The following is a 13,191-nucleotide window of genomic DNA, read 5'->3' on the forward strand; positions in this document are numbered from 1 at the left end:
TCGTGCCCAAGGTCATCGAAGTCCACCCCGAGAACCCGCAGGCGCGGCTGCTCAAGCAGGCCGCGCAGATCCTGCACGACGGCGGTATCGCAGCAGTGCCCACCGATTCCAGCTACGCGCTGGTGTGCCACCTCGACGACAAGGCCGCGGCCGAGAAGCTGCGGCGCATACGCGAGGTCGACGACAAGCACCACCTCACGCTGCTGTGCCGAGACCTGTCGGAGCTTGCCAGCTACGCGCGCGTCGACAACAAGCAGTACCGCCTGCTCAAGCTCGGCACGCCCGGCCCGTTCACCTTCATCCTGGAGGCGACGAAAGAAGTGCCGCGCCGCGTGTCGCACCCGTCGCGCCGCACCATTGGCTTGCGCGTACCCGACCACAAAATGCTGCAAGAGCTGCTCGACATCTTCGGCCAGCCGCTGCTGTCGACCACGCTGATTGCACCCGGCGAGACCGAGCCGATGAACGACCCCGACGAGATACGCGAGCGCTTCGCCGGCCAGGTGCAAGCGGTGGTCGATGCAGGCGCCTGCCCGATGCAGCCCACCACGGTGGTCGACCTCACGGGCGAACTGCCCTTGCTCGGGCGCGTGGGGCGCGGTGACCCCCAGCGATTGGGGCTGATGGCCGCAGAGGGCTAGACGGCCGTCAGGCCTTGAGCGCCGCCGTCACCACGATTTCGATCTTCCACTCCGGCTTGGCGAGCCTGGCTTGCACCGTGGCGCGCGGCGGGGCGTCGCCAGGCGCGACCCAGTCGTCCCACACGTCGTTCATGCCGGCGAAGTCGGCCATGTCGGCGAGAAAGATCTGCGCCATCAAAATGTGCGCGTTGTCGGTGTGGGCCTCGGCGAGCAGCTTGTCGACCATGGCCAGCACCTGGCGCGTCTGGCCGCGTATGTCTTGCGTGGTGTCGTCAGGCACCTGGCCCGCCAGGTAGACCGTGCCGTGGTGTATGGCCATCTCAGACAGCCTGTCGCCCACGTGAAATCGCCGCACGGCATGCGTCATGTCTTGTGTCCTTTGGAGTGGGGCTTGGGCGGGTGGCGATGAGCAGCCACGCCGGCCTTCTGGCCAACCTTGCTTTCAGTGCCAGCGATGAGCTTCTGGATGTTGGCGCTGTGGCGCCAGATCAGCAGCAGGCTCATCACCGTGATGGCCACAGCAATCGACCCGGCCTCCCAGATCAGCAGCTGATAGAACGGCGCGAACGCCGCGGCCACGATGGAGGCCAGAGACGAGTAGCGAAAGAACACCACGATGATGAGCCAGGTGGCCAGCGTGGCCAGCCCCAGCCAGGGGTTGAAGGCCAGCAGCACACCCGCGGCAGTGGCCACTCCCTTGCCGCCTTTGAAGCGGAAAAAAACCGGCCAGAGGTGGCCTAGAAACGCCGCCAGACCTACCAAGGCGACGGTGCCGGCGTGCAGGCCGTACTTCGCGCCGAGTTGGTCGGCCAGCAGCACCGGCACGAAGCCCTTCAACGCGTCGAACAGCAGGGTGAGAATGGCAGCGGTCTTGTTGCCCGAGCGCAGCACGTTGGTCGCGCCGGGGTTGCCCGAGCCGTAGCTGCGCGGGTCGCCCAGGCCCATCATGCGGCTCACGATCACGGCAAACGACAGCGAGCCGATCAGGTAGGCGGCCAGGGTGGCCACAGCAGGGTAGAAGGTCTCCATGACTCAGTCGTTCGTGGTCGGATGGCTATTCTGCACCGGCACATTGCACCGGCTGGGCATTCAGCAGCTCGGTGAGTACCCTTGGCGCCATGCCCACGAGGTAGCCGCGCCGCCCACCGTTGATGTAGATGCGCGGGAGCGCCAGCACGGTCTGCTCCACATAGACCGGCATCGCCTTCTTGGTGCCGAAGGGCGAGGTGCCGCCCACCATGTAGCCGCTGTGGCGTTGCGCCACTTCGGGCTTGCAGGGCGCGACCTTCTTGGTGCCAATCTGGCGCGCGAGGTTCTTGGTGCTCACCTGCCGGTCGCCGTGCATCAGCACGATGAGCGGCTTGGCGGCTTCGTCTTCCATCACCAGGGTCTTGACGACGTGGTGCTCGTCCACGCCGAGCTGCTTGGCCGATTCGGTGGTGCCCCCATGGTCGATGTAGTCATACACGTGTTCGGTGTACTGAACGCCCTGCGCCTTCAGCAGCTGTGTGGCAGGGGTTTCGGAAACGTGGTCTTTCTTGGCCATGCAATTTGGCGCACTCACAGTGCCGGGTCGCGGTGCTTCCAGCGTATCGCGTCGATTTCAGCGAGCAACTCAGGCGAAAGCTTCACGCTCGCGGCCGCCAGGTTCTCATCAAGTTGCTGCTTGTTGGTCACACCAATGATGGTGCTGGCCACGCGCCAAGACGTGTAGCAAAAGGCCAGCGCCAGCTGCGTGGGCGTAAGGCCGTGGCGGCGCGCCAGCGCGTTGTACAAGCGCGCCGCATCGAGCGCGTCGGCCCGGCCCCAGCGTTGCTTGCGCGTCGACTCGAAAGCGGCCAACCGCCCCAGTTCTTTGGGGGCCTGGAAACCGGTCTCGTCGTACTTGCCGGTGAGCGCACCGAAGGCCAGCGGCGAATACGCCAACAGCGACACGCCCAGGCGGTGCAAGGTTTCATCAAGCCCGTTGTCGAGCGCACGGCTGGTCAGCGCGTAGGGGTTTTGCACCGACACCACGCGCGGCAGGCCGTGCTGCTCGGCCAGGTGCACGAACTCGCTCACGCCCCAAGGTGTCTCGTTGGACAAGCCGATGTAGCGCACCTTGCCCGCTTTCACAAGAGCCGCAAAGGCGTCAAGCTGCTCGCGAATCGATGTGTATTCCTTGTCGTGCTTGGGGTCGAAGTAGATCGCACCGAAGACAGGCGCATTGCGGTTGGGCCAGTGAATCTGGTAGAGGTCGATGCAGTCGGTGCGCAAGCGCTGCAGGCTGTCGTCGCAGGCCTGCACGATGTCGGCCGGGGTCAGGTTGGCCGCGCCATTGCGCACCCAGTCCATGTTGCGCGAAGGGCCTGCCACCTTGCTCGCCAAGATCACCTTGGTGCGCATGCCGGGCCGGGCCGCAAACCAGTTGCCGATGATGCGCTCGGTGGCGCCGTAGGTTTCGCGCCGCGCGGGCACCGAATACATCTCGGCGGTGTCGATGAAGTTGACGCCCTGCGCCACGGCGTGGTCGAGCAGCGTGTGGGCCAGGTCTTCGCCGACTTGCTCGCCGAAGGTCATGGTGCCGAGGCAAATGGAAGTGACGCGCAGCTCGCTGCGGCCGAGGGTGATGTGCTGCATGGTGGTCCGAAGGTTGGCGTTGATCGAAGCGCGCAAGTGTGCCGCAATCGCGGCCAGTTCGCAGACCGGGGGGCGGCTCAGCGTGCGCCGAGGACCACCAGCTTCTCGGGCGAGACACGCACGCGCAAGGCGCTTTCGGGCACAACGCCCACGATACCGAAGCCCCGTTGGTCGGTGTTGCGGCGCACGGGCTCCATCAAGGCATCGCCGGTGCGGCTGGTGAGAGCTGCCACCACGGGCGTGTTGGCATTGGGCCCGCGCTTGATCACGATGCCCACCTCGCCACACTGCAGCTGCACGAAGCAACCCGGGGGGTAGACACCGAACTCTTTCACGATCGCTGCGGCCATCGGGTGATGGCCGTCCTGCACGAACAGGTCACGGCCGGCCTGGTTGGCGGGCAGCGCCTGGCGCGAGTTGCGCGGGCTGAGCTTGGCGGTGTAGATGTCCACGCGGCGCAGCAGGCTGGCCATCTCGCTCACGTCTTGGCAGCGACTGGGGTAGCCCAGGCCGCCGGCAATCTCGTGATGACTGCCGATGGCGTCCAGCCAGTCGGCGTCGGTGATGCCCGAGGCCTGCAACACCTCGACGCTGTGCAATGGGTGGTCGTGGATGGCTTCACGCTGCACGGCCGTGAGCGGCGTGACCTGCGTGGCCAGACGGCTTTGCAGATCGAGCACGGCGATGTTCATCGTGAGCGCGGCCTTGAACACACGCTCAATGCTGTTGATGTCCCAGCCCAGGCGCTGCGCAACCAGGTAGCTCGCGATGGAGGTGTGCACTGCGTGCGAGACGCCGTAGGCGCCGCGGCCGACGGCCTCTTGCCGCACCACCTGAAAAATGGCGAGATCGGGGTCGCGCTCGACCAGCGCCAGCACCGGCTCTGCCGCCTCTTGGAGCAAGCGCGCAAACTCGGGCAGCGCGGGTGCAAGCAGGGCGCGCCCCACACGGTGGATGCTGCCGCTCCACAGCGCCGGCAGGTGCTCGAGCGGCGCTTCCTGCACCTCGCTGCGAGGCGTTTTGAGCTCATCGGCATCCACGACAGCGTGCCGGTCGAACAGGGCATTCAGCTGCGCGTCGTCACGGATCACCTGGCCGCGCGCCAGCAGCAAGGTGTGGTCTGGGCCACGGATGTTGAACGCCACCGGCGCCCCGAGCTTGACCCGGTGCCTGACGGCGGCGAGAGGCGAATATGACATGGCGGCATTCCTTTATCAGGCGAAAGACGGCCGAGCGCCTGGCCCTCTCTCCTGTTTCATATATCGGCCGCGGTATGGGCAACTTGAAACCAGAAACCCCCTCACCGCGCCCTATGCTTGCGGCATGCCCCAACAGCCCCTTTCTGCCTACGAGCAGCTCCACCGCAGCTTCCACTGGAAAGTGCCGGTGCGCTTCAACATCGCCGATGTGTGCTGTGGCCGCTGGGCGCGCGAAACCCCCGAGGCCATGGCCGTGCTGTACGAGCACGAAAACGGGCAGACGCTGCGCTGCGACTACGCCAGCCTGCAGGCCCAGGCCAACCGCCTGAGCCACGCATTGCAGCGCCTGGGCGTGGCCCGCGGTGACCGCGTGGCCATCGTCATGCCGCAGCGCGTGGAAACCGCCGTGGCCCACATCGCGATCTACCAGCTGGGCGCGGTGGCCATGCCCTTGTCGATGTTGTTCGGCCCCGATGCGCTGGCTTACCGGCTGCAGCACAGCGAAGCGCGGCTCGCGCTTGTGGATGAAAGCGCCATCGCCAACCTGCTGGCTGCGCGGGCCGAGTGCCCGGGCTTGCAAACCGTAGTCGCCGTAGGGGCCGCGCAGGGCCAGGGCGATGCCGACTGGTCGCAGCTGCTGGCACGAGAGCCGGCCACCTTCACAGCACTGGTCACCCATGCCGACGACGCCGCCGTGCTCATCTACACCAGTGGCACCACCGGCCCACCCAAGGGCGCGCTGCTGCCGCACCGCGCGCTCATCGGCAACCTGAGTGGCTTCGTCTGCAGCCAGAACTGGTTTCCGCAGCGTGGTGATGTGTTTTGGTCACCCGCCGACTGGGCCTGGACGGGCGGCCTGATGGACGCGCTCTTGCCCACGCTCTACTTCGGCCACCCCATCGTGGCCTACCAGGGCCGCTTCGTACCCGACAAGGCCTTCGAGCTGATGGCGCGCTACGGCGTGACCAACACCTTCCTCTTCCCCACCGCGCTCAAGGCCATGATGAAGACCGTGCCTGCACCGCGCGCGCAGCACGCACTGAAGCTGCGCGCCATCATGAGCGCCGGCGAGGCCGTGGGCGACGCCGTGTTCGGCTACTGCCGCGACCAGTTGGGCGTCACGGTCAACGAGATGTTTGGCCAGACCGAGATCAACTACGTGGTGGGCAACTGCGGCCAGTACGTCGACACCACCGGCACCGCGCACCCGGCCTGGCCGGCGCGCCCCGGCAGCATGGGCCGGCCTTACCCCGGCCACCGCATCGCGGTGCTCGACGACAACGGCAGCGAGTGCCCGCGCGGTACGCCCGGCGACGTGGCGGTGCACCGCCGCGATGTGCACGGCCGTCCCGACCCCATCTTCTTTCTGGGCTACTGGCGCAACGACGAAGCCACCCGCGCCAAATTCACCAGCGACCCCGATGACTCGTGGTGCCGCACCGGCGACACCGCGGTGATGGATGCTGATGGCTACCTCTGGTACCAAGGCCGTAGCGACGACGTTTTCAAGGCCGCGGGCTACCGCATCGGCCCGAGCGAGATCGAGAACTGCCTGGTGAAGCATGCCGCCGTGGCCAATGCCGCCGTGGTGCCCAAGCCCGACGCCGAGCGCGGCGCGGTGGTGAAGGCCTATGTGGTGCTGGCCGCTGGCCACAGCGGCACGCCTGAGCTGGTGCAAGCATTGCAGCAGCACGTGCGCGGCAAGCTCGCGCCTTACGAGTACCCGAAAGAGATCGAGTTCATCGACGCGCTGCCCATGACGACCACCGGCAAGGTGCAGCGCAAGCTGCTGCGCGAGCGCGAAGAGGCGCTCGCAAAAGAGCACGCAGCCTTATGACGCCGTGGCGAAGGCCGCCAGCGTGTCGCCGGTGATGCGGCACAGGTGCCACTCGGTCATCACCGTGGCGCCCATGCGCTTGTAGAAGCCGATGGCGCTCTCGTTCCAGTCGAGCACGCTCCACTCGAAGCGGCCATAGCCGCGCTCGGCCGCCAGCTTGCCCAGCCGCGTGAGCAGCGCCTGCCCCACGCCCTTGCCGCGCTGCGCGGGCTGCACGTACAGGTCTTCGAGGAACAGCCCAGGCTGGGCCAGGAAGGTGGAGAAGTTGGTGTAGTACAGCGCGAAGGCCACCACCTCGCCGTCAACTTCGGCCACCATGGCCTCGGCCGCGGGCTTTTCACCGAACAGCTGCGGGCGCAGCTTCTCGGGGGTGACCTGCAACAGGTGGGTGAGCTTCTCGTATTCGGCCAGCTCGCGGATCAAGCCGACGATGCGCACCACGTCGCGCAACTCGGCGGGGCGCAACAGCAGCGGTTCGGGAGCGGACGGTTCAGGTGGGGGGTGTGAGGGCATGCCCACATTCTCGCAGCCCAAGGCTTCCAAAGGCAGCTCTCGCATCGTCACATTGGCGACATCAATCACGTCATTCACATCACGCCAGGGCCGGTTGCCGGGCAGGGGCGAGGCCGGGCACCAGGGCGGGCTCGCTGCGCTGCTGCAGGTGCTGGCAAAAGAAGTCGACCACGCGCGTGATGTACAGCGGCAAGGCCTCGTGCAGGGTGCCGGCGTGCGAGTGGCTAGCGGTCAGCCACAGGCGCGCACCACAGGCCTTTGCCAGCTCTTGCGCCGCGGCAGGGGGCACCACGCGGTCGCCACACCCATGAATGATCAGCACCGAGCGGTCGCGCAGCGCCGCCATGCCGCCCAGCAAGGGCCGCTGGCCCACGTCCACACCCGACAGCAGCCGGCCCAACCAGCGCACCGCCGGCCCCATCAGCGTGCCGGCGGGGTGCGGCAGGGCCGCGTGCACGCTGCCACGCGGGCTGTCGGCCACCACGGCGCGCACGGCGGGCTCTTCGGCAGCCGCCAGCAAGGCGGCCGAGGCCCCCAGAGACGCGCCGAGCACGCCCACGCAACCCGAGCGAAAGCCCCGGGCGAGCAGAAAGTCGATGGCGCCCAGCACATCGTGCCGCTCTGATTCGCCGTGGCCGCGCAAGCGCGTCACCAGCACCGTGATGCCACGTGCCCTAAGCGCCTGCGCGATCGTGCGCACATGCAGGCTGCGGCCTTCAACGCGGGCGTCGCTGCCCCAGCAGCCCACTTGGCCCACCACCAGCACCACGGCCGCACGGGCCTTTTCAGCCCGCAGCAGGCTGGCGTGAACGCGCGCGCGCCCGTCTCGCGACGGGAAACTCACCTCATCGGGGTGCGCAGTTTGCAGTGAGCTGTCGAGCACCGGCGGCTTTTGCCGGGCGGGGGCGGCCAAGCGGCTCGACAGCCAGTGGGTGGCCGTAGTACCGGGCGTGGAAGAAGGCAGACGCAGTGAAATGTTCATGTTCGCTCCTAGGCAGTGCCGCCACGCGCCCCAAGCCGGGTACGCATGGCGTGTCGTGTGCTTGCAGTGTTCGGCGCGGGCAGGGTCAGCGTCCTTGAGCGACCTGAAGCGTTCTGAAAACCGGGCTATCGCTTAAATTCCCCCCAAGGAGGGCTTCGTGCCAGACCACTATCTATTCGGCCAGGTCGAGTTGCGACCGGCCCAGCGCCAACTGCTCATCGCCGGCCAGCCCGCCGTGCTGGGTGCGCGCGCCTTCGACGTGCTGCTTGCCCTGGTAGAAAACCGCGACCGGCTGGTGTCGAAGAACGAGCTGCTCGATTTCGTGTGGCCGGGCCTGGTGGTGGAAGAAAACAACCTGCAGGTGCATGTGTCGGCGCTGCGCAAGCTGCTGGGGCCGCAGGCGATTGCCACGATTCCGGGGCGGGGCTATCGCTTCACCCTGGTGGGCGATGAGGCGCCTGCCGCACCACCACCCGCTGCGCCGAGAGCCAGCCCGCCCGAGCGCGCTGTGCCCCTGGTAGGCCGCGACCAAGAGTTGTCGGCCCTGCTGGCGCTGCTGGATCAATACCCGTTGGTCAGCCTGGTCGGGGCCGGGGGCATAGGCAAGACCACCTTGGCGCGCAGCGCGGCGCAAGCCCGGCAGCGCACCCTGCCCGACGGCGCCGCCTGGGTGGAGCTGGCGTCTCTCACCGACGCCCGCCTGATTGCAGGCACGGTGGCACAGGCGCTTGAGCTGCAGCTGGCGCCCGGCGGCGACGCATTGTCGGCGCTGGTGACAGCGCTCAAGCCTCTGCAACTGCTGCTCGTGATCGACAACGCCGAGCACCTGCTCGACGACCTCGCCGTGATGATCCAGGCCTTGCTCAAAGGCACACCCGGTGTGCGCCTGTTGGTGACGAGCCAGGTGCCGCTGCGGCTGCAAGGTGAGCAGGTGCTGCGACTCGAAGCGCTGGCCGTGCCCGAACTGGGGAGCGCCGCAGAGGCCGCGAGCCAGCACGGCGCTGTCGCCCTCTTCACCGAGCGCGCGCGCGCCGCCGACCGGCGCTTCGCTCTGAGCGACACCAACGTGCGCGACGTGATCGAGATCTGCCGGCGCCTGGACGGCGTGCCCCTGGCCCTTGAGTTGGCCGCGGCACGCGTGCCCTTGCTCGGCACACGCGGCGTGGCAGAGCGCCTGGACGACCGCTTCAAGCTGTTGGCCGGCGGCAGCCGATCGGCCCCCACGCGGCACCAGACCCTGCAAGCCGCGCTCGACTGGAGCCTTGCCCTGCTGCCCAAGGCCGAGCGCAGCATCTTTCAACGGCTGGGCGTGTTTGCCGGTGGCTTCACGCTTACGCTCGCCAGCGCCACGCTCGTTTCCACCGACGTGGACGAATGGACATTGATCGACGCGCTGGCGACACTCGCCGAACACTCGTTGCTCAGCGTCAGCACGACCGACTTGCCGCGCTACACCCTCAGCGAAACGGCTCGCGCGTATGCGCTGGCGCACATGCACAGCGGTGCCGATCAAGACAGGCTGCGCGACCGCCATGCTGCCGCGCTGCGCCACTTCTTCGAAGCGTCGCCGTCCGACTGGCTGCAGATGAGCGATGCAGACTGGCTGGCCCGGTACGAGCCCGAACTCGACAACCTGCGCGCGGCGCTGAGCTGGGCGCATACCCAGGGCGATGCGCAGACCGTGGTATCTCTCGTGGGCTCCGCGGCACCGCTTTGGCATCACTTGTCTCTGCATGGCGAGGCGCGCCAGTGGCATGACTTGAGCGAACCGCTGCTGGATGCGGCCATGCCCAAGCCACTGGCGGCGCAGTGGTGGCGTGCAGCGCAATGGGCCTGGTCAGAGACCTCACCCGAGCGTGCGCGCGCCGCGGCTGAGCACGCGCACCGGCTGTATCGCGAGCTTGGCGACGTGCATGGTTTGTATGCTGAACTGACGGGGTTGGCCGGGATGTGGGCCGAGCCCAATGCACAGGCCACAGCCGCCTTGCAAGAAGCCTTGTCACTGGAGCGCCCCGCCTGGCACGCGCGTGAGCGCGCCTGGGGCTACCGAGCACGCGCCGACGTGGCACGCGCCGAAGGTCGTTTGGCTGACAGCCGCTCGGCACGCGAAGCCGAGTTGTTGCTTCGCGTAGAGGCCGGAGATGAGCGTGGCCGGCTGCGGGCGATGTCGCATTTGGCTGATCTGGCGCTGGCGATGGGCGAGATTGACGAGGCCGTGCAGCGTGGTGAGGCCTTGGTGGCCCTGTTGCGTGCGCAGCGTTCACCTGCGACCCTGTGCGCCGCCTTGTGGAACCTGATTCGAGCGTTGCAGGCGAGAGGGGACGTCTCTGCGGCGCAGGCGCTGGAGCCAGAGGCTACTCAGTTGGCGCAAGACTTCGGGATTCCAGCCATGCGGCGCTGACAAATCGCGCCACCGGCAACCCTAAGACAATCCGGGGCTATGGCCCCCGCACTGACCGATCACCAAGGGTTTTACTTCATTGAAGAGAGTCAGAATTGCCGGCACGGTTGATGGCCTTTGATCGTTCTGAAACTTGCGCCACGACCGACCCCGGCTTTGCTCGCGCCTCTTTGACAACGCTCAACCTAAAGACCAAGTACCTTGCCATGCCCAAAGTGACCTTCATCGCATTCAACGGTAAGCACCACGAGGTGGACGTACCCGCCGGAACCACGCTGATGCGCGCGGCGACCGACAACAATGTTCCCGGCATCGACGGCGACTGTGGCGGTCAGTGCGCCTGCGCCACCTGTCACGTCTTCGTGGAGCCTGGGTGGGCAGAGCGTGTGGGTGCAAGAACGCCACACGAAGACGAGATGCTCAATTTCACCTCAGAGTTGCGCGACAGCTCGCGCCTGGCTTGCCAAATCGAATTGACCGACGAGCTCGACGGCCTGGTCGTGTCAATGCCCGCAGGCCAGCACTGATCTTCGTTCCGCCACAGCCACAGCCCGAGGCCCGCCATGACCACAACTTCCGCTCTCTTAGAAGTCGCCAGCGCCGCCCGAGCCGCGGCCCAGGCCATGCCGCTGGAGCAGATCGACCCCAGCGACCCGCAATTGTTCGCCGACGACACCGTCGGTTTTTACTTCGAGCGCTTGCGCCGCGAAGACCCCGTCCACCTGACGCACAGCCCGATATTCGGTGACTACTGGTCGGTGACGAAGTACCAAGACATCATGCATGTCGACACCCACCCGGCGATCTATTCGTCTGACTGGTCGCATGGCGGCATCACGATCACCGACCCGCCACCGGGGGCAGCGCTCCCGATGTTCATCGCGATGGACCCGCCCAAGCACGACGAGCAGCGCAAGGCCGTCAGCCCCATCGTCGCGCCGGGCAACCTGGCCAACATGGAAGGCATGATCCGCGAGCGCACCCGCAAGGTGCTCGACGGCTTGCCACGCAACAAGACCTTCGACTGGGTGGATCGGGTCTCGATCGAGCTGACCACCTTGATGCTGGCCACGCTGTTCGACTTTCCGCTCGAAGACCGCCGGCTGCTGACCTGGTGGTCGGACGTGGCCACGGCCAACAAGGCTGTCGATGTGAACGCCATCGACCCACAGGAGCGCATGATCGAGCTGGGCAAGATGCTCGCCTACTTCACACGGCTGTGGAACGAGCGCGTCAACGCACCACCCACCAACGATCTCATTTCGATGCTGGCACACGGAGCGGCCACCCGCGACATGGGCCCCTCGGAATTCATGGGCAATCTGGTGCTGTTGATCGTCGGCGGCAACGACACCACGCGCAACTCCATGACCGGCGGCCTGCTGGCCTTGCACCACAACCCTGAGCAATTCGCCAAGCTGCGCGCCAACCCGGCCCTGATCGACAGCCTGGTGCCAGAGATCATTCGCTGGCAGACGCCGCTGGCCCATATGCGCCGCACCGCGGTTGTCGACACCGAGCTGGGTGGCAAGAAGATCAAGAAGGGTGACAAGGTGGCGATGTGGTACCTCTCGGGCAACCGTGACGAAGACGCCATCGAAAACCCCAACCAGTTCATCATCGACCGCGCGCGCCCGCGCCAGCACCTCTCCTTCGGCTTTGGCATTCACCGCTGCGTGGGCAACCGCCTGGCCGAGATGCAGCTGCGCATCTTGTGGGAAGAACTTCTGCCACGCTTCCCCGTCATCGAAGTGGTGGGTGAGCCCCAGCGGGTTCGCTCAACGTTCGTGCGCGGGTTCACCAAGCTCCCGGTTCGCATCTCGGGCTGATTGATCTGCTGGCTGGCCGGTCGGGGTGTGGCGCGAACCACACCGCAGCGTCGCGCCAGTGACAGACGCTGACTCCCCGCAACCCTAGCGTAGGAGCCATTCGAGAGCACCAATGAAAACAACACCATGAATGTATGGGTCGGCATCCTGATGGCGCTTGCCCTGTTGGCGCTGTGTGCCATCGCGGTTTTCATCGGCTACATGAAGTCGATGCGCCGCCACTTGGTGGGCCGATGGAAGGCGCACGAAACCCAGCCCACCGCCCAGCCCGACGATGCGCGGCAGCCCGGCGTGTTGTATGTGCATGTGCCCGACCTTCGGCCATGGGGCCACCCCAACGCCAGCCCCTATTCGCTCAAGCTAGAAACCTGGTTGCGGCTCAACGACATCGCCTACACCGTGGTGCGTGGCTTCGACTTGAAGAGCGCGCCCAAGGGAAAAATTCCGTGGATCGAACTCGACGGCGTGCGCATGGGCGACAGCGAGCTCATCATCCAATTTTTGAAGCACAAGCGCGCCATCCCCAGCAGCTTGAGCCCGGAGCAGCAGGCCGCATCCCATGCGTTCACGCGTTTGGTGTCAGAGCACACCGCCGCCTGCATGGGCTACGCCCGAAACGTGCAATGCGTGGAGGAGACACTGAAGGCCTACACCGGTTTGGAGGCACTCCCCCTCGGCCTGCGCCTCATCGCCAAGCGAATCCGCAAGGGCACATTCGCAAAGCTAAAAGCGCGCGGCCTGGGCGCCCACTCGCCCGCCGAGATTTACCAAATGGGTATCGACGACATGACGGCCATCGCCAACCACCTAGGCACCAAGCCCTTCATGAACGGAGATGCGCCCAGCGATGTAGACGCGAGCGTCTTTGCAATTCTGGCGTCCATCGCCTGGGTTCCCCTGCCCTCATGGCCCATGCAGAAGGCGTTCTTCGAGCTGCAAGCGCTTCAGAACTTGCAGCCGTATTTGCTTAGGGTGAGGGACAGGGCTTGGCCGCAGTCGGCGGTGCCGTGGTGCACGTCTGCGCCTCGCTAGCCCCGATGCTGTTCCTGAAAACCAACCGCCCCAACCTTCGTTCGGGCTGAGGTATCGAAGCCCAGCGCTGGCCTTCGACTTACCCTGTCCCAGAGGGGCCGAAGAGTCAGTCAGGGCGATCAGAGTCAATTGAACGGC

General features: G+C 66.3%; 13 protein-coding genes. 6 read left to right on the top strand and 7 right to left on the bottom strand.

Translation table 11 applies throughout. The annotated features are described in order from the left end of the window. Positions 1–2 precede the first annotated feature (2 nt). On the top strand, positions 3–641 hold the full coding sequence (locus tag AC30QB_RS10855; protein WP_489546229.1) for an L-threonylcarbamoyladenylate synthase: 639 nt from the start codon (positions 3–5) through the stop codon (positions 639–641). 7 nt (positions 642–648) lie between these two features. On the opposite strand, the gene AC30QB_RS10860 is transcribed toward AC30QB_RS10855, so the two are convergent. The 5 genes from AC30QB_RS10860 to AC30QB_RS10880 all read right to left on the bottom strand — a co-directional run bounded on the left by AC30QB_RS10860 (position 649) and on the right by AC30QB_RS10880 (position 4,459). Continuing rightward, positions 649–1,008 (bottom strand): RidA family protein, encoded by a 360-nt coding sequence (locus tag AC30QB_RS10860; RefSeq protein ID WP_489546230.1) that lies wholly within the window; start codon positions 1,006–1,008, stop codon positions 649–651. Beyond that, entirely contained in the window at positions 1,005–1,670 is a 666-nt protein-coding gene (plsY, locus tag AC30QB_RS10865) for a glycerol-3-phosphate 1-O-acyltransferase PlsY (RefSeq protein WP_489546231.1), read from the bottom strand. The genes AC30QB_RS10860 and plsY overlap by 4 nt, the downstream gene beginning before the upstream one ends. Before the next feature lie 25 nt (positions 1,671–1,695). Then, complete coding sequence (gene ybaK / locus AC30QB_RS10870; RefSeq protein WP_489546232.1) at positions 1,696–2,187, bottom strand: Cys-tRNA(Pro) deacylase; 492 nt, start codon at positions 2,185–2,187, stop codon at positions 1,696–1,698. A gap of 14 nt (positions 2,188–2,201) precedes the next feature. Further along, positions 2,202–3,260 (bottom strand): aldo/keto reductase, encoded by a 1,059-nt coding sequence (locus AC30QB_RS10875; protein ID WP_489546233.1) that lies wholly within the window; start codon positions 3,258–3,260, stop codon positions 2,202–2,204. Positions 3,261–3,337: 77 nt separating this feature from the next. Next, a complete protein-coding gene (locus AC30QB_RS10880) occupies positions 3,338–4,459 on the bottom strand; it encodes an HD-GYP domain-containing protein (RefSeq protein WP_489546234.1) in 1,122 nt (373 codons plus the stop codon). A 124-nt stretch (positions 4,460–4,583) separates the two neighbouring features. Between AC30QB_RS10880 and AC30QB_RS10885 the strand changes: the two genes are divergently transcribed. Beyond that, a complete protein-coding gene (locus AC30QB_RS10885; RefSeq protein WP_489546235.1) occupies positions 4,584–6,296 on the top strand; it encodes an acetate--CoA ligase in 1,713 nt (570 codons plus the stop codon). Here the strand turns inward: AC30QB_RS10885 and AC30QB_RS10890 are convergent. Together AC30QB_RS10890 and AC30QB_RS10895 are read right to left on the bottom strand one after the other, a co-directional pair. Beyond that, positions 6,291–6,809 carry a GNAT family N-acetyltransferase gene (locus AC30QB_RS10890; protein WP_489546236.1) on the bottom strand — a complete coding sequence of 173 codons (519 nt, stop codon included), beginning with the start codon at positions 6,807–6,809 and terminating at the stop codon, positions 6,291–6,293. The genes AC30QB_RS10885 and AC30QB_RS10890 overlap by 6 nt on opposite strands. Positions 6,810–6,888: 79 nt before the next feature. Continuing rightward, on the bottom strand, positions 6,889–7,791 hold the full coding sequence (locus tag AC30QB_RS10895; RefSeq protein ID WP_489546237.1) for an alpha/beta hydrolase: 903 nt from the start codon (positions 7,789–7,791) through the stop codon (positions 6,889–6,891). 157 nt (positions 7,792–7,948) lie between these two features. Here AC30QB_RS10895 and AC30QB_RS10900 point away from each other — a divergent pair, with 157 nt between their 5' ends. From AC30QB_RS10900 to AC30QB_RS10915, 4 genes are all read left to right on the top strand, one after another. Continuing rightward, positions 7,949–10,192 (top strand): ATP-binding protein, encoded by a 2,244-nt coding sequence (locus AC30QB_RS10900; protein ID WP_489546238.1) that lies wholly within the window; start codon positions 7,949–7,951, stop codon positions 10,190–10,192. A 206-nt stretch (positions 10,193–10,398) separates the two neighbouring features. Beyond that, positions 10,399–10,719, top strand: coding sequence for a 2Fe-2S iron-sulfur cluster-binding protein (locus AC30QB_RS10905; protein ID WP_489546239.1), 321 nt, complete (start codon positions 10,399–10,401; stop codon positions 10,717–10,719). A 36-nt stretch (positions 10,720–10,755) separates the two neighbouring features. Further along, the gene (locus AC30QB_RS10910) at positions 10,756–12,021 is read left to right on the top strand and encodes a cytochrome P450 (RefSeq protein WP_489546240.1); all 1,266 of its coding nucleotides are present in this window, start codon (positions 10,756–10,758) and stop codon (positions 12,019–12,021) included. A 126-nt stretch (positions 12,022–12,147) separates the two neighbouring features. Beyond that, on the top strand, positions 12,148–13,053 hold the full coding sequence (locus AC30QB_RS10915) for a glutathione S-transferase C-terminal domain-containing protein (protein ID WP_489546241.1): 906 nt from the start codon (positions 12,148–12,150) through the stop codon (positions 13,051–13,053). Positions 13,054–13,191 lie beyond the last annotated feature (138 nt).

Origin of the sequence: Rhizobacter sp., assembly GCF_046595475.1 — a bacterium.
In the GTDB taxonomy this organism is placed as follows: domain Bacteria; phylum Pseudomonadota; class Gammaproteobacteria; order Burkholderiales; family Burkholderiaceae_C; genus Rhizobacter.